Raw genomic sequence first — 16,227 nt, 5'->3', positions numbered from 1 at the left:
GAAAATGAGACGCGCTCGCGCAACGGCTAAATAATCCTACTCGCGATCGCACTTGAGTGGACTTTAGACTGAAGTCCTCCCAGTGCGGATGTACTACACGTAGGCTAAAGACTTATCCCGTAAGGGTTTTAGCTCACAGCAATTTTAAAGACACTTGTGCTATGGCTGTGCTATGAGGAAATTGTGCGATCGCGAGATTTTTGGTCGAATTTTGGTAACCCAGCCCTCACCCTCGCTGCGACAAGAAAGTCGAATAATCCTAGAGTGCATCTGGGTAGCCCTTGTACTTCCACTCAAATGGCTCAGCTAAGCTTCGGTTGAAGTATTCGATAAATGCCAAAATGCGATCGCTTAAATCTTGAGTGGACGTGAAACTGGAGCGCTTAAGCAAGCGTTTCATCAGGATGCTAAACCAACACTCAATCTCAGCGATTGATACCGTCGAATCCCAGAGACTAGAGATTAGTTTTGGCACGCGCCCCTACAGATGCGGTATATCCTGAGATCTTGCACCATTCGAGGGCTTCACCGCCTCTTGCCAAAACTTATCCTGAAGCCGATTAACTTCCGGTGGAGTAAGCTGATTGAGTAATGTATCGCTCAGGGTTTTAACCACGCATCCCTCGGAGGTGCGATCGCGTGCTAAATCGGAAACAATCAACTAATCACCAATCTATGAATTCAGTGTGGCAACAGGTTACTCTATCAAACTTACGTTTCTATCAGTGGCGCGGCGCTAGCTATTTATATCGCGTCGTGGGATTGCTGCAAGCTTGGCGGCGGGGGAGTTGGCTGCTTCAGTGGGCTCAACCCTTGGGCGCCTTGTTAGTGGCGATTGTTTTTGCAGTTGCGCCCTTTGTCTCTACTGCACTCATTGGCGTGTTGTTAATTGCTTGTGCAGGATTTTGGCTACTGCTGACACTCTCGGATGAGAGAGAACGCCCCCTGGTGACACCGATTCATCTGTTGGTGTTACTGTATTGGTCTATTGCCACCGTTGCTACAGCGATGTCCCCGGTGAAAGTTGCCGCCCGTCAGGGTTTGGTGAAACTGACGCTATACTTATTACTCTTTGCGCTAATGGCACGGGTACTGCGGTCAAACCGTCTGCGTTCTTGGGTAATCGGGGTTTTCCTGCATATCTCGTTAATTGTCAGCGTTTACGGGATGCGACAGTGGTTTTTTGGCGCAGAAGCGTTGGCAACTTGGACTGATCCCACTTCGGATTCTGCGGGTTTGACGCGGGTTTATAGCTATTTGGGGAATCCGAATCTATTAGCGGGTTATCTGATTCCGGCTGTGGCGTTGAGTTTAGCGGCGGTGTTTGCTTGGACGAGATGGCTACCAAAAGCCTTGGCTCTAACCATGTTTGTGGTGAATTCGGCTTGTCTGGTTCTCACCTTTAGTCGCGGCGGCTGGATTGGTTTTGTTGCTTGTCTGTTTGTGTTTTCCGTCCTTGTCGTGTATTGGTATAGTATCCAGTTACCGGAACAATGGCGTCCTTGGGCAATGCCTGCGATGTTGGGCAGTTGTGCGGCGGTAATTATTCTGGCGGTGCTATTTGTTGAACCGGTGCGAGTTCGGGTGGCGAGTATTTTTGCAGGGCGGGAAGATAGTAGTAATAACTTCCGGATGAATGTATGGGCGGCGGTGATTGATATGATTCGCGATCGCCCAATTATTGGTATTGGTCCGGGAAATGATGCATTTAATAAGATCTATCCCCTGTTCCAACGTCCTAAATATACCGCGTTGAGTGCCTATTCTATCTTTTTGGAAGTGGCAGTTGAAACGGGTTTAATTGGCTTATCTTGCTTTCTCTGGCTGCTAGTGGTTACGGTGAATCGCGGGATACAACACATCAACCGACTCCGCACCCTGGGGAATCCTCAAGGCTTTTGGTTAATCGCCGCGATCGCAACCATGGCGGGTATGCTGTCTCATGGGTTAGTAGACACGGTTTGGTATCGTCCCCAAGTAAGTACATTATGGTGGTTGATGGTGGCGATTATTGCCAGTTATTATCTGCCTCCCCAGGATACCTCAACGGCTGTAGGCGATAGCTAGGTGTTGACAATAAGAGGGCGCGATCGCGTCCTCTTGTAAAATACCAATAGGTAATCAACCCAACTTATTTCGGAGCTACCTAAACCGATGACAACGCTAAATGCGAAAAACTTAACCTTAGATGAAGTTCACCAGCTTTTTCATTTTTACAAACAGTACAATACCTCATTTGAATCCTTATTATCCCTCGAACCGATCACCGAGTTTGAACAGCAGCAAGTAGAGCAAACTCGCTCTGAATTTGATAATCATCTCACCTCAGCCGCCGCTTCAGAAGGTCAAGTTAAATTAGTTGCGGTTAGTCCTCTATTACGATTAGCAGGGTTCTATCGCTATCCTTTACAAATCGCTGTTGAAGAGGGGATTTCTCGGATTACTATTACGGCTGAAGACACGACAATTACCGGGCGATTTGATATCCTGGCAATAAATAAAGCCCGACAGCCCAGAGATAATGTACCATTTTGGGTCTTAGTTATAGAATCGAAAAATAGCGCCGTTTCCCCATCAACAGGCTTACCCCAATTGCTGACTTATGCTTATAAAAGCTTAGAGTATCAAGAGTCAGTCTGGGGTTTAGTCACGAACGGAGAACTGTATCGGTTTGTCTATATCCAGAGGGGTAATCCGCCGATATATCAGTTGCTGCCATTTCTGAGTTTAACGGATTCTGAATCTTCTATGCAGTTATTTCAAGTTCTTAAGGCTATCTGTCAGCTACAACAGACTGACTCTGAAGGTTAGCAGACACAACAGCAGATGAGTGCAACTCTATATTGATAAACGTTAGTCTAAAAAAATATCAATTCTTTCAAGTGTAATCTCTATGATCGAAGTGGATCGTCTGAGCAAAATCTATGGGGTCACTCCAGCCATTCAGGATGTCAGCTTTAAGGTAGAACCGGGGGAAATCCTCGGGTTTCTCGGACCCAATGGTGCTGGCAAAACTACCACTATGCGGATTTTAGCAGGGTATTTACCCGCCACCAGTGGTACTGCCCGGATTGCTGGGTATGATGTCCATGAAAATTCTCTCGCTGTGCGTCAACGCATCGGCTATTTACCGGAAACGCCTCCCCTCTACCCCGAAATGACGGTTGAGGGATTTTTGTACTTTGTGGCTCGTCTCAAGGGCGTATCCGCAGGCGATCGCACGAAGCGGGTGAAGATGGCGATCGAACGCTGTAACCTAGTTGAGAAGAGCAAAGTCCTGATCCGGAAACTCTCCAAAGGATTTCGTCAACGAGTTGGAATTGCTCAGGCGATCGTTCATGATCCGCCGGCGATTATTTTAGATGAACCCACCGTCGGACTCGATCCTCGGCAAATTATTGATGTCCGCAACTTGATCAAAAGCCTTGCAGGTGAACATACGATTATCCTTTCTACTCATATTCTGCCAGAGGTGAGTATGACCTGTAGTCGCGTCGCGATTATCAACCGAGGTAAAATTGTCGCCACCAATAGCCCAGAAAACTTGATGGCGCAATTGACTGGAGGGGCTGGCTATGAGTTAGAAGTGGATGGGGATGCGACTCAACTGCAAAAGCTTTTACAAGTTTTACCCGGAGTCTGTTTAGTGGAAATTGTCCCCACTCAACCTTTACCCGCTAATCGCGCCTTAATTCGGATTGTGACGACACCCGGTACTGATCCGGGACGGGATATTGCGGCTGTAACTGTGGGCGCTGGGATCGGATTGCGTGAAATGCGCCGCACTCGCGCTACCCTGGAAGATGTCTTTTTAGAACTGACTACCCAGGAACGGAGGGTTGAGAACCGGGAAATAGAGATAGGGAACAATTTAACTGAATCTCATATCTCTGATTCCCAATCCCAAGTCCCTGAATCCCAAGCCTCTGAATCCCAATCCCCTGAAGTAAAAGTTACTGAATTCCAAACCCCTGAAGCAAAAGTTACTGAAGTAAAAGTTACTGAATCCCAAGCCCCTGAATCAAAAGTTACTGAATCAGACGTTTCCAAATCTGGAGAAGACACCTAATGCGTATAATATTTGGCAATATCGTGGCAATTTTTCGCAAGGAATTGCAGGGCTATTTTGCCTCGCCCTTAGCTTACGTGGTGGCTGGGTTTTTCTGGCTGTTGTCGGGGTTCTTTTTTGTGTGGATTCTATTAAGTCCCGATGGGATTATTCAGCAAATTGCCCAACGTGACCAACTGGGAATGCCCACACCACCTGTAGATGTGGCTTATGAGTTTTTAAACATGTTTTTGAGTGTCATGGGTTCTCTAATTTTATTTGTTTTACCCATTCTATCGATGGGACTCTATTCGGAGGAACGGAAGCGGGGAACGTTAGAACTGCTGGCAACTTCGCCAGTGACGAATTGGGCGGTAGCCGTGGGAAAATTATTAGGCGTGCTAACCTTTTTTACGATTATGGTACTACCGTTACTCCTGTATGAAGTCATCGCCTTGAATGCAGCTAATCCACCCATTCAACCCTGGGTTCCGTTATTAGCCCATGCTGGATTAATTTTACTCGCCGCATCAGTACTTTCTCTGGGAATGTTCATTTCATCCTTAACCGATAGTTCAATTTTGGCAGCTTTTCTCACGTTCGTTTTGATCTTATTTCTCTGGGTGATTGATTTAATTGCCAATACTATCGGTGGTGCTTTTGGAGACGCATTAGGTTATTTATCGTTAATGAAAAATTATACCAATCTAGTTCGGGGTGTTCTCGATACCAGTAGTCTTATTTTATTTGCCAGCTATATCTTTCTCGGCATATTTCTCACGGCTCAGTCTATTGAAGCATTCCGCTTCCAACGGTCTTAATTCGTTCGTCATTTGTCATTCGTCATAAATTGTGTAGGGGGCATGTAGGGGCATGTAGGGGCATGTAGGGAGCATGTAGGGGCATGTAGGGGCGAAGCATTCGTGCCAAAATATTAGTTCTGAGAGGATAAACCTTATCCACGAATGCTTCGCCCAGCCCCCTTATCCACGAATGCTTCGCCCAGCCCCCCAATTAAATTGTCAAAAAAATCTCTTATCTATTTGATTAAACTATGACAACTAAGCCGATTAAGTGGACGTATTTAAAATATCTATTTTGGTTCGGACCCATCCTGACAATTATGGGAATTACCGCCCAAGAGGTTGCTGGTGAGTGGTCTGCAGTATCGTTGGCGCTGCTAATTGCTGGACTGGTGATTATTGGCTTGTGGGTGCTACTTCTCGATCAGTTAGCCCCCGGCTTTTGGGGACGCCGTTCCACCCAGGTGGGGACAAATGCGGTGATCGCGACAGTGGCTATGTTTGTAATCATCGGGCTAATTAATTTTTTAGGTGTGCGTTATGCGGTACAGATTGATTTAACCGAAAATCAACTGTTTACCCTTTCACCTCAATCACAGCAGGTGGTGAGAAATTTAGATCAACCGGTGAAAGTTTGGATATTTGAAAGCCCCGCCAATCCCGCCGATCAAGAACTTCTAGAAAACTACCGTCGCTATGGATCAAACTTGGAATTTGAGTTTGTTGACCCCCAGCTACAACCTGAATTAGCCCAAAAGTTTAATGTGAATTATATTGGTGAAGTTTATTTAGAATATGGGAATCAACGCGAGTTAGTCCAAACCATCAGCCAAGGAGAACGGTTATCGGAAATCAATCTAACCAATGCAATTGAACGCATCACCCGCGATCGCGCGGAGTTGGATAAGGTCTATTTCCTCCAAGGTCATGGTGAACGCCCCTTAGACACCTCCGAGGAGGGGGGATTATCTCAAGCCGTAAGTGCGTTAGAGACGAAAAACTTTACCGTAGAACCCCTCAATCTCGCTGAACAGCCAGCCGTTCCTGATGATGCTTCTTTAATCGTCATCGCTGGACCCAAACGAGCGCTGTTTGAACCGGAAGTACAAGCATTAGAAGCATATCTGGCTGACGGGGGAAGTTTATTGGTTATGATAGACCCCGATACCAATCCCGGATTAGAGTCCTTACTCTCAGATTGGGGGGTGACGTTAACCAATCAGATTGTAATTGATGCGTCGGGTCAAGGACGGTTAGTCGGTTTGGGTCCTGCTACACCTTTGGTGACTCAATATGGAGATCATCCAATTACCCAAGATTTTGGTAGCGGATTTTCGATTTATCCCTTAGCGCAACCCGTGGATACGCAACCTGTAGAAGGGATTAAGGAAACCCCTCTAGTCCTGACAAACCCTCAAAGTTGGGCGGAAAACACTCCAGAACAACAACCGTTGGAGTTTAACGAACAAGAAGGCGATCGCCCCGGTCCTTTAGTATTAGGTGTAGCATTAAGTCGTCAAGCCGAATCGTCTACCCCTTCACCGAGATCAGAACCGGAAGTAACAGAGACTCCAGAAGCGTCTCCTGACACCGATGAACCCGAAGCAACAGAGACTCCAGAAGCGTCTCCTGACACTGATGAACCCGAAGCCACAGAGACTCCAGAAGCGTCTCCTGACACTGATGAACCGGAAGCCACAGAAACTCCAGAAGCCTCTCCAACTCCTTCACCAGAGGAATCTCCAGAAGCCTCACCTTCACCAATCCAGACAGATAAGTCTCAGGTTGAACAAGACAAGGCTGAATCACGATTAATTGTGTATGGTAATTCAAACTTTGCCACAGATAGTTGGTTTGATCAGCAACTCAATCCTGATGTTTTTGTCAATTCCGTAAGTTGGTTAAGCCAGCGAGATGAACAAGCACTTTCGATTAGTCCTAAAGAACCAGAAGACCGTCGGATTAACTTAACACCCGTTCAATCTGGAATATTGGGGTGGTTAGCACTTTTAATTGTTCCAGCTTTTGGCTTTTTGACCGCAGGTGCGCTGTGGTGGTTGCGGCGGTAAAGGTGCGTCTGTAGGGGCGGGTTTTACGATTATCGTCTATTTTTTACCCAGATGTGACTAAACCCGCCCCGACCGAGTAATATCAAATTTGTTCCCATCGAAATTATATTTTTTTAAACGCAGAGGGACGCAGAGGTGACGCAAAGGAACGCAGAGGAGTAATGAAAAATGACGAATGACGTAATTTGCTTCTGGCTCTCTTGAGTATGACGGATGACAAATGACAAATGACAAATGACAAATGACAAATGACAAATGAAGCTACAGAAGACTACTTGGGTTTTATTAATCGTCGCCCTTTTACTGGGAGGGTTTGTCTATTTTTATGAAATCGTGGGAACTCCCCAACGGGAAGCCGCGAAGGAAGCCGAAAAGCAACTGTTTGGTTTTGAAGAAGATGAGATTCAACGGGTAAGCATTTATATTGATGAAGACAGCTTAAAATTTGAGCGGGTGAGTGAACCTGAACCGGGCTGGCGAATGACGGAACCGAAGGATGTACCCGCTAGTGATCCATCGGTTTCATTCTTATTGAATTTGCTGGTTGAAGGAAAGAGCGATCGCACGATTCCCAATGTCTCCCCGGAAACCCTGAAGGAATATGGCTTAGACAAACCCCAAGCCATGGTAACGGTGCGACTCAAAAATGATGAAACTCATGAAATTCTTTTAGGTAAGCCAGATTTTAATAACAGTTTCCTCTATGCTCAAGTTGATTCTTTCTCAGACAAATCCCAGCGTTCTAATGTCTTTTTAGTCCCAAGGGACTTTGAATATGCTGTCAATCGTCCCTTGTCAGAATGGGAGCAAAGTAAAGAGGATACACCTGAAGAAACTGATCCATCCGATATGGAAAACGATGAATCAGCGCCTGAAGCAGAATCCCCTGTAGAGGAAAAAGAATCGTCTGAGAGCCAAGCCAAACCCACCCCTGAGAACTCCGATACCGAAATAGAAGAATCAACTCCTGAAAAAACACCGACATCTGAGAACAAAAAACCGTCTGCATCTCCATCTCCTGAAAACGCTTCGTCTTCCGAAGACAAAAAGCAACCAATAGAGGAAGATAACGCTTCTCCCAGTGAGAAAACAAAACCAGAAAGTACGCCGAATGAATCCGAGGAAGAAGAAGTCCCTGCTGAATAATACCAAATCCGGGTTAGCCACCCCCTTTATAATCTAGTCCGCGCAGGCGGACTTTGTTTGTGTAGCAGCGATTTCAATCGCCTCCTCTTGCTAATTTTGTCCTAATATTTATTGGTTTAGAGGATGGCTGATGAAGGCATACCTGTTATCAATTCTCACTCTAGCTACCCCCTGATGAAATGACCATACACTATCAAATTGAGGCTTGATTACTAAATTACCCATTTTATTAATATAGCCCCACTTCTCGCCTATTTTTATCGCTATTAATTCTTCAGAAAAATTATAGGTATTATCAAACTGGGGAGCAATTATCGTATTTCCCTGCTTATCGATATAGCCAACTTTATCGTCTACCGAGATTCCGGCGACACCTTGGACAAAATCACCCGCCCAATCAAAATAAGGCATAATCACCAGCTCACCTTGATGATTAATATAGCCCGATTTCATCACTTGATTGGTTACAGATGCTAAGCCTTCCGAAAAAGAACTCGCATCTTTAAATCGAGGTGGAATCACCCAGTTACCAGTTTTGTCAATATAGCCATACTGGTTATTAAGTTTTACCGTAGCCAACCCCTCTGAAAAAGGTTTGGCTTCCTGAAATTGAGGGGAAGCGATCCAGTTTCCGGTATTATCAATATAACTATACAGATTATCATTTTCCACGATTGCCAATCCTTCAGAAAACGAATCAGCATCGTCAAATTGAGCTTGAATAACCACTTTTCCCGTTTTATCGATATAACCCCAATCATCGCCTTGTTTGACGGGGGCTAATCCTTCCGAAAACGATTTAGCACCATCGAATTTAGCTGGAATCACCCAATTCCCTGTTTTATCGATATAACCCCACTTCCCCTCGAGTTTTACCGGGGCTAGCCCTTCAGTAAACGAGTCAGCTAATTCAAATTGAGGCTGAATAACCCAATTTCCGGTTTGATTAATATAACCCCACACCCCGTCAAACTTAACCGCAGCTAACCCTTGGGAAAAATTATTGGCTGACTCTAACTCGAAGGGAAAAACAAGTTGCACAGGAACAGTGTGTTCACTGAGTCGAGAATTGTGGAAACCTCTGTTAACGGTTGATAGAATCTGACATCCTGATAGTTGAGTAACCAGCAATCCTAATAAGAGATGGGTTATATTGAAAAATACTCGATGTTTAATTAAGCGGAAATTATTTAAAAGGAACATAAGCGATCCAATAGTTTCCTTGCCGCTATACGGGAGGCAGAGCCTCTTCAGGAGCATTCCCAGGCAGAGCCTGGGAGCGAGGGAGGGGCAGAGATTAGCGCATTACCGCTTTGCTACCCCTTCATTCCGTGCGGCTTGTTGTACGGCCGCCGAAACGGCTGTCACGACGCGCTCATCAAAAACCGATGGGATAATATGTTCTGGGTCTAAATCCGTGGTAGACATCAAAGACGCGATCGCCTTTGCTGCTTCTAGATACATCGTATTAGTAATCACTGAGGCGCGACAGTCGAGGGCGCCGCGAAAAACACCGGGGAAAGCCAGAACATTATTAATTTGATTGGGATAGTCACTGCGTCCCGTTGCCATAACGGCGACATCATCTAATATCAATTCCGGCTGAATTTCTGGTATCGGATTCGCCATTGCCATAACAATGGGATCTGATGCCATCGAATGTACCATTTCTGGGGTGAGGACACCGGGGACACTGACGCCGAGAAACACATCAGCCCCCACCATCGCACCGGCTAGAGTACCACTGGATTCAACTGCAAATTCCTGCTTTTGGGAGGTTAAATCGGTGCGTTTAGTTGAAAGAATGCCTTTAGAATCACACATCCAAATCATCTTCGCCCCAGCTTGACGCAATAGCCGCGCGATCGCAATTCCCGCCGCCCCAGCACCATTAATTACGATTCGCACGTCTTCGAGAGATTTCTGGACCAGTTTGAGGGAATTAATTAACGCCGCGAGGCTGACAATTGCTGTCCCATGCTGATCATCGTGGAAAACGGGAATATCTAAGACTTGCCGCAGTTTGGCTTCAATTTCAAAGCAACGGGGGGCGCTGATATCTTCTAGGTTAATCCCGCCAAAAACGGGAGCAATGTTTTTAACGGTTTCGATAATCCTATCGGTGTCTTGGTTTGCCAGACAGATGGGAAAGGCGTCAATTCCGGCAAATTCTTTAAACAGCATGGCTTTCCCTTCCATGACGGGTAATGCCGCTTCTGGTCCTAAGTTGCCTAACCCTAATACGGCGCTACCATCTGTAATAATCGCTACCGTATTACTTTTTATCGTGAGGGAGTAAACTTTTTGTGGGTCATCTGCGATCGCAGTGCAAATTCGACCCACCCCTGGGGTATACGCCATAGCTAAATCAGCTTGGGTTTTCAGGGATAGTTTGCTGTCGATGCTGATTTTGCCCCCTCGATGCAGATTGAACGTGCGATCGTAGACATCGATCACCTTGATATGGGTAAGTGCTTTAACCGCTTGCACAATCTGTTCGGCGTGTTCGGTACTCGTCGCATCGATGGTGAGTTCACGAGTTGAAACTTTGTAGGTTTGGTTAATCAGGTTAATCTGTCCCAGGTTACCTCCCACTTGTGCGATCGCCTGAGTAACGGTGGCTAGCATCCCAGAACGGTTGGGAAGTTGGAGACGAATCGTTAAACTGAAACTGGAATTCGGTGTCAGGTCTGCCATGCTGGATTGATGTCGGGTTTCAAGCTTTCAATTGTAGACCTATTCGGGAGCAATGTTACAGACGTAGCATGCTACGTCTCTTAGATGGGGGAGATAGGATGAGTTATCACCAACTTTTGCGAATAACGAATGACAAATGACAAATGACGAATTATTATGGCAAGTCTCTATACGGAAATCGAAATTAATGCTCCCAAGTCACAAGTGTGGCAGGTTTTGTTGGACAAACAGCAGTGGAAGTATTGGAACACGTTTCTATTTGACCGCGAACCAGAATATCCCTTGGAAAAAGGACAAGCGGTATCTCTATCATTACGACGATTACCAAAGGATGAGGAAACAGAATTTGAACCCTTGGTAACACTCTTACAACCCGAAAGTTGTCTGCGCTGGGTTTCGTCTATTCCCGGTTTTCGCAATGAGTACGTATTTGAGTTACAAGAGATTGGTCTAGGTCGGACTAAATATGTCCATAAAAGCCGTTTTTATGGCATGTTAACTCGTGTTTTTGTCCCTTTTATTCGGCAAGATGAGCATCGGGGAATGCAACGCATGGCGCGGGAGTTGAAGCGGTATGTTGAGCATTTATAATGGTGGGAGATATGGCTCTTGAGACCAAACGTTCTGCTATTCCTTATGTTATGACTACCATATTAAACTTAAAGCCAATTACCACGACATTGACGCGATCGCAGTTTTATCAACTGTGTGTAGCCAACCCTGATGTACCATTAGAACGTTCGCCCCAGGGAGAGTTAATTATCATGACACCGATTGGCGGAGAAGGTGGTAGCCGAGAAGCCAGCTTAATCTCTAGAGTCGTCGTCTGGAATGAGCAGACTCAGCTTGGTGTAGTCTTTAGTTCCCAAACGGTCTTTAGTTTACCTGGTGGAGGCGATCGTTCTCCAGATGTCGCTTGGGTGGAATTAGGACGATGGCAACGTTTGAGTCAATCGGAACGAGAAAAGTTTCCGCCGCTTTGTCCAGATTTCGTGATTGAGTTGCGCTCTAGCACCGACCGATTAAAGCCACTTCAGGATAAGATGCAGGAATATTTGGCAAGTGGTTTGTGTTTGGGTTGGTTAATTAATTATCAGGATCGGCAAGTGGAGATTTATCGAGAGGGAACAGATGTAGAAGTTGTGGCGATGCCTGTTGTATTGTCAGGGGAGGAAATATTGCCAGGGTTGAGTTTAGAAATTCTCTCCGGGACGGGTTTAGGGATTCAATTAAAGATATCACCGATCACCTTTCAACAAAACCCGCCCTTTTCCTAGGTTTCGCTCATCCACCCTGCATTCATAATAATAGCGATTACGTCCTATGTTTGACAAAATGGTGGGTTACGTTTAGTTAATGTAGCCTAAGTGGGTAAACCTGTCAATTTGTCAAGATTACAGTGATAGGAATTTTTCGCGATCGCTCCTGGCATAGTGGTCAATGTTCAGATCATCCATGTCCAGCAATTCAGCGTGAAAACCGACAGTATCTTCTATAACCTGTTTCTCGAATTCCCAGGTATTTTATTTGAACTCATCGATTCAGACCCAGAGGAAGCCGCGATTTATGAATTCACCTCCCGTGAAATCAAACAACCCTCCTTCCGGTTAGACGGCTTGTTCTTACCCACGACAGAAGACGCAGAAAAACCCTTGTATCTGCTAGAGGTTCAGTTTCAACCCGATGAGGAGTTATACTATCGATTATTTGGTGAACTCTTTCTCTACTTGAGGCAATACCAACCGCCTCACCCTTGGCAGGTTGTCGTGATCTATCCCACTCGTAGGATTGAACGAGAACAAGCGTTTCAATTTGGTGAAATCCTTGCCCTCAATCGAGTCACACGCATTTATATTGATGAATTAGGAGAAACCCCATCCGGTTCGCTGGGGATTGAAATGGTTAAGCTGGTGATTGAGGATAAGGACACTGCACCAGAACGAGCAAGACGATTAGTCGCACAAGCTCAAATACAGATAGATGATGAAGCAACCCAGCGCAACCTAATCAACTTAATTGAGACAATCCTTGTTTACAAATTACCACACAAAAGCCGCGAGGAGATTGAAGCGATGTTCAGCTTAAGTGAACTCAAACAGACTAAAGTTTATCAAGAAGCCTTAGAAGAAGGTGAAATTAAAGCCAAGTTAGCCGCGATACCGCGCATGATAGAATTTGGCTTAAGGTTGCCGCAAATTGCCCAGTTGCAAGATTTACCGCTAGAGGTTGTACAACAGACAGAACGGTTATTTCAGAAACAAAAAGTTGCCGCTTTTATTGAACTCTTAACGAATCAGCGTGACTTGTTTTCGACTCAAGACTTGGCACAGTTACAGCAGTGGGTTGCACCTGTACCGGATCAGGTTGAAGACTTATCCCAGGCGATCGCACAATGGTGCAATCAGGAATCCCATACCCTACAGCGTCAGGCTTGGCGTCAAATCCTCTCTGATTTATGGAAGGCGACGGTGGAAACCATATTGAAAACGTACCCCAAGACTCTGGATTTAACATCCTCTCCCCTAACTAAACAAATGGTGCAACAGGTAATTGAAGGGAATTGAGACCGGGAACTGTAGAGACGTTGCATGCAACGTCTCTACTATTTTTGATGAACCTTACTGCTGCATCTGAGTTGGCAAAGCACCAGGTTGTACTGTCACCTCAATATCTTTGCGATCGCGGCGTAATTCTAGGTTTAAATCGCTACCTATTAACGTCGTTTCCACCGCATTTTGTACATCTTCGGCATCTTTGATCGACTCACCATTAATTTTATGAATCACATCTCCGGCTCGCAATCCAGCTTTGTCCGCAGGGGAATTCCTCATGACTCTGGCAATTAGTACCCCTTTATTTTCATCAACGGTAAGACCAGAATTCGGATTTTTATTGATGTTTTCTTTCAATTCTGGGGTTAACGTGACCATCTGAATTCCCAAGAATGGATGTTCAACTTTCCCGTTGGCGATTAATTGTTGTGCAATCCGTTGCGCTGTATTAATCGGAATAGAAAATCCTAACCCTTGAGCGCCTTGAATAATTGCTGTATTCATCCCAATCACTTCACCTGACGCATTCAGCAGAGGTCCACCTGAGTTACCGGGATTAATTGCGGCGTCAGTTTGGATAAATTGGACACGCTTATCGGGAACTCCAACTTCCGAACTGGAACGTCCTGTCGCACTGATAATACCTGTGGTGACGGTATTATCTAATCCTAACGGATTACCGATCGCGATCGCCCATTCCCCCGGTTTGAGTTGTTCCGAATCCCCTAAGGTGACAATGGGGAGATTATCAGCTTCAACTTTGATTACCGCCACATCGGTTACGGGGTCACTTCCTAGCACTTTTCCAGCAAATGTGCGACCATCTTTGAGAATCACATCCACTTGATCCGCACCATCAACAACGTGAGCATTGGTGAGAATCATCCCATCAGTGTTGATAATAAATCCCGAACCCGTTCCCCGTTCTACTCGCTGCTGCGGTTGTTCCGGAAATTGAGACCCGAAGAACTCGCGGAAAAACGGGTTATTAAATGCATCGGGAACTCGAGACGTCACAGTTTTGGAGGCGTTAATCCGCACTACCGCAGGTCCCACGGTGTCTACAACGTTAGTAATAAAGTTGCTGTTTTGGGGAGTGGACAGGTTAGCTGGAGGAATGATTCCTCCTAAAACCTGAGAGGATTGGGGAACTAGAGATTTGGTTGAAATTTGGGGATTACCGGAGATGAAAGAGTTGGCGCCAAACGTAACACCAGCGCCGAGCAACATTAGGGATAGATAAGTAACGGCTTTTTTTACAGGGGAAGCGTCACTATCATGAGATTTGGATGTTTTCGTGTCGAATACCATAATGATTTTACTCTTGAAATACGATTGATTTGGATGATGTCAGCTACAGTTTGTCAGAGTCGGTTGATTCGTTTCCAGGTAGAGAAAACCCGAATCATGATCAATCTTCTCTTACCTACCCATGGCTAACACCCCAATTGACTCTGTGATAATTATTTGCTGATAAGGTATTAACCGGGTCTGGCGTTGTTTGGTGAATCAGTTGACTATCTGGAATCACGATGACCTATCGCTTACATTTATCAATGTAGATACTCTTTGTGACGTGCTTATGACAGTGTGGTTTCGCTGATGTGAAGATTTCTGGATTTGTGCTGTAGCCTTCCCGTCTCTTCCTGCTCCCCCAGCTCCCCCTGTTCTCTGTTCCCTATTCCCAGTTAAACCGACTTCAAAATCCCTCCCTCTAACTGATAAATCGCTGCCATAATGCCATTGTCTGGATTATCTAGCAACGACGCCTTGACTTCTTGTAAATAATCCCGAATCGCTTCCCGTAAAACAGGACGCTCAACTTTCACGGTATGCTGATAATCCCAAACATCCCAGATAATAATTCCCACGCCAACAATCGGATCAAGAAACTGAGCGCCAAATTTACCAGCCACAGCCCCTCCAGTTTTGGCTGCCATTTTAGCGGACGCTTTCCCAGCAAAGGATACAGCAACTTTACTGCCAATTTTGGTAACAACGGGAATCATGGCTTTGGCAAATAAGTACGTACTCCCCCCAACTAATACCTTTAACGATAAGTTAGAAAGATTGCCTTCAGTATCTTGGATAGTTATCGCAATATCATCTAAATAGCGCTCCCATTCTCCTTGAGGAATCTGGTACTGAGTTTGAATGTTAGAAATGTTGTTTTCTAAGTCAGCGATATACAAATTCACTGTATCTCTGGTGATATGTTCCAGTTCGAGTTGAGCAATTTTAGGTCGGAGGACTCGTTTGGTGAATTCAGTTTGAAATTCCTCGGTCATTTTTTCGGCGACGGCTTGATTGGGAGCCTGTTTAGTGGTGTCCATCCAGTGAGAGACGGCTGAAGATACCCAGACGAAGGGAGCGCTAAACTCCAGTTTCTTTTGATTAAAATAATCAAAATACCAATCCAGGAAATTGCCATCAACGCGACTCATGAGTTGATCAACCCACTCATCAAGTTGGTCTTTTGCGAACTGTTCTGCTGTATGATGAGCATGGGTGATAGCGGTTGCGATCGCGCGATCAATCTTATCCTGATCCGGTACAGTCCGATCAATGGTGACAATCTCACGGGTAGGCTTGTGTGAACTCCCAGAATCGGTTGATAATGAACTGGCAATAAAACCACTGCCGATAAGCGGGATAATCACAATCAGGATAACCGCCACCCAGATATAAGGAGTCACTGACTTAATCAACTGACTCCAGGCTTGCAGGCGAGTCGTCTTTTCCGTATAGGTTGGTTTTTCGGATGGATTGGCTTGGGAAAAGGTTGGGTTATGAGTATCGTTAGAGGGCTTTTGGGAATTATCCCCAGCGTTAGTTGATAGTGGCGCAGATGGGTGAGTAGAAGTATGATCTTGGAATTGCTCTTGGTTCATTGGTATTCTTAGTTTGATAAG

Annotated in this window: 15 protein-coding genes; 9 read left to right on the top strand and 6 right to left on the bottom strand. The window is 45.5% G+C overall.

Going from position 1 to position 16,227, the window contains the following annotated elements:
* Nucleotides 1-259: 259 nt before the first annotated feature.
* Both RID09_RS15075 and RID09_RS15070 read right to left on the bottom strand, forming a co-directional pair.
* A complete protein-coding gene (locus RID09_RS15075) occupies nt 260-475 on the bottom strand; it encodes a hypothetical protein (protein ID WP_446336747.1) in 216 nt (71 codons plus the stop codon).
* 6 nt (nt 476-481) lie between these two features.
* Nucleotides 482-661, bottom strand: a complete 180-nt coding sequence (locus RID09_RS15070; RefSeq protein ID WP_446336746.1) for a hypothetical protein — start codon at nt 659-661, stop codon at nt 482-484.
* 14 nt (nt 662-675) lie between these two features.
* On the opposite strand from RID09_RS15070, the gene RID09_RS15065 reads away from it, so the two are divergent.
* From RID09_RS15065 to RID09_RS15040, 6 genes are all read left to right on the top strand, one after another.
* Nucleotides 676-2,067: an IctB family putative bicarbonate transporter gene (locus tag RID09_RS15065; protein WP_446336745.1), complete on the top strand. Its 1,392-nt coding sequence runs from the start codon at nt 676-678 to the stop codon at nt 2,065-2,067.
* A gap of 87 nt (nt 2,068-2,154) precedes the next feature.
* Complete coding sequence (locus RID09_RS15060; protein WP_446336744.1) at nt 2,155-2,811, top strand: restriction endonuclease subunit R; 657 nt, start codon at nt 2,155-2,157, stop codon at nt 2,809-2,811.
* Nucleotides 2,812-2,893: 82 nt separating this feature from the next.
* Nucleotides 2,894-4,069: an ABC transporter ATP-binding protein gene (locus RID09_RS15055; RefSeq protein ID WP_446336743.1), complete on the top strand. Its 1,176-nt coding sequence runs from the start codon at nt 2,894-2,896 to the stop codon at nt 4,067-4,069.
* Complete coding sequence (locus RID09_RS15050; protein WP_446336742.1) at nt 4,069-4,869, top strand: ABC transporter permease; 801 nt, start codon at nt 4,069-4,071, stop codon at nt 4,867-4,869. The genes RID09_RS15055 and RID09_RS15050 overlap by 1 nt, the downstream gene beginning before the upstream one ends.
* 233 nt (nt 4,870-5,102) lie before the next feature.
* On the top strand, nt 5,103-6,920 hold the full coding sequence (locus RID09_RS15045; RefSeq protein ID WP_446336741.1) for a Gldg family protein: 1,818 nt from the start codon (nt 5,103-5,105) through the stop codon (nt 6,918-6,920).
* 255 nt (nt 6,921-7,175) lie between these two features.
* Nucleotides 7,176-8,066 carry a DUF4340 domain-containing protein gene (locus tag RID09_RS15040; RefSeq protein WP_446336740.1) on the top strand — a complete coding sequence of 297 codons (891 nt, stop codon included), beginning with the start codon at nt 7,176-7,178 and terminating at the stop codon, nt 8,064-8,066.
* Between the two features lie 108 nt (nt 8,067-8,174).
* Here the strand turns inward: RID09_RS15040 and RID09_RS15035 are convergent, their stop codons facing one another.
* Nucleotides 8,175-9,269, bottom strand: a complete 1,095-nt coding sequence (locus RID09_RS15035) for a WG repeat-containing protein (protein WP_446336739.1) — start codon at nt 9,267-9,269, stop codon at nt 8,175-8,177.
* 102 nt (nt 9,270-9,371) lie between these two features.
* The gene (locus tag RID09_RS15030; protein WP_446336738.1) at nt 9,372-10,763 is read right to left on the bottom strand and encodes a malic enzyme-like NAD(P)-binding protein; all 1,392 of its coding nucleotides are present in this window, start codon (nt 10,761-10,763) and stop codon (nt 9,372-9,374) included.
* A 156-nt stretch (nt 10,764-10,919) separates the two neighbouring features.
* Between RID09_RS15030 and RID09_RS15025 the strand changes: the two genes are divergently transcribed.
* The 3 genes from RID09_RS15025 to RID09_RS15015 all read left to right on the top strand — a co-directional run bounded on the left by RID09_RS15025 (nt 10,920) and on the right by RID09_RS15015 (nt 13,327).
* The gene (locus RID09_RS15025; protein ID WP_446336737.1) at nt 10,920-11,354 is read left to right on the top strand and encodes an SRPBCC family protein; all 435 of its coding nucleotides are present in this window, start codon (nt 10,920-10,922) and stop codon (nt 11,352-11,354) included.
* 50 nt (nt 11,355-11,404) lie between these two features.
* Nucleotides 11,405-12,040, top strand: coding sequence for a Uma2 family endonuclease (locus RID09_RS15020; RefSeq protein ID WP_446336736.1), 636 nt, complete (start codon nt 11,405-11,407; stop codon nt 12,038-12,040).
* Nucleotides 12,041-12,235: 195 nt separating this feature from the next.
* Complete coding sequence (locus RID09_RS15015) at nt 12,236-13,327, top strand: Rpn family recombination-promoting nuclease/putative transposase (RefSeq protein ID WP_446336735.1); 1,092 nt, start codon at nt 12,236-12,238, stop codon at nt 13,325-13,327.
* Nucleotides 13,328-13,381: 54 nt separating this feature from the next.
* Here the strand turns inward: RID09_RS15015 and RID09_RS15010 are convergent, their stop codons facing one another.
* Together RID09_RS15010 and RID09_RS15005 are read right to left on the bottom strand one after the other, a co-directional pair.
* Nucleotides 13,382-14,626, bottom strand: a complete 1,245-nt coding sequence (locus RID09_RS15010; RefSeq protein ID WP_446336734.1) for an HhoA/HhoB/HtrA family serine endopeptidase — start codon at nt 14,624-14,626, stop codon at nt 13,382-13,384.
* A 377-nt stretch (nt 14,627-15,003) separates the two neighbouring features.
* Nucleotides 15,004-16,206 (bottom strand): hypothetical protein, encoded by a 1,203-nt coding sequence (locus tag RID09_RS15005; protein ID WP_446336733.1) that lies wholly within the window; start codon nt 16,204-16,206, stop codon nt 15,004-15,006.
* Nucleotides 16,207-16,227: the final 21 nt, after the last annotated feature.

This window comes from Coleofasciculus sp. G1-WW12-02, from assembly GCF_040219735.1.
GTDB lineage: Bacteria > Cyanobacteriota > Cyanobacteriia > Cyanobacteriales > Coleofasciculaceae > Coleofasciculus.
This window is presented reverse-complemented; position numbering and strand designations above follow the sequence as displayed.

Coding starts and splice junctions, on each gene's coding strand:
- RID09_RS15005 (WP_446336733.1), bottom strand. CDS start 16,206: ATGAACCAAGAGCAATTCCAAGATCATACTTCTACTCACCCATCTGCG.
- RID09_RS15040 (WP_446336740.1), top strand. CDS start 7,176: ATGAAGCTACAGAAGACTACTTGGGTTTTATTAATCGTCGCCCTTTTA.
- RID09_RS15030 (WP_446336738.1), bottom strand. CDS start 10,763: ATGGCAGACCTGACACCGAATTCCAGTTTCAGTTTAACGATTCGTCTC.
- RID09_RS15010 (WP_446336734.1), bottom strand. CDS start 14,626: ATGGTATTCGACACGAAAACATCCAAATCTCATGATAGTGACGCTTCC.
- RID09_RS15025 (WP_446336737.1), top strand. CDS start 10,920: ATGGCAAGTCTCTATACGGAAATCGAAATTAATGCTCCCAAGTCACAA.
- RID09_RS15055 (WP_446336743.1), top strand. CDS start 2,894: ATGATCGAAGTGGATCGTCTGAGCAAAATCTATGGGGTCACTCCAGCC.
- RID09_RS15020 (WP_446336736.1), top strand. CDS start 11,405: ATGACTACCATATTAAACTTAAAGCCAATTACCACGACATTGACGCGA.
- RID09_RS15035 (WP_446336739.1), bottom strand. CDS start 9,269: ATGTTCCTTTTAAATAATTTCCGCTTAATTAAACATCGAGTATTTTTC.
- RID09_RS15065 (WP_446336745.1), top strand. CDS start 676: ATGAATTCAGTGTGGCAACAGGTTACTCTATCAAACTTACGTTTCTAT.
- RID09_RS15060 (WP_446336744.1), top strand. CDS start 2,155: ATGACAACGCTAAATGCGAAAAACTTAACCTTAGATGAAGTTCACCAG.
- RID09_RS15050 (WP_446336742.1), top strand. CDS start 4,069: ATGCGTATAATATTTGGCAATATCGTGGCAATTTTTCGCAAGGAATTG.
- RID09_RS15045 (WP_446336741.1), top strand. CDS start 5,103: ATGACAACTAAGCCGATTAAGTGGACGTATTTAAAATATCTATTTTGG.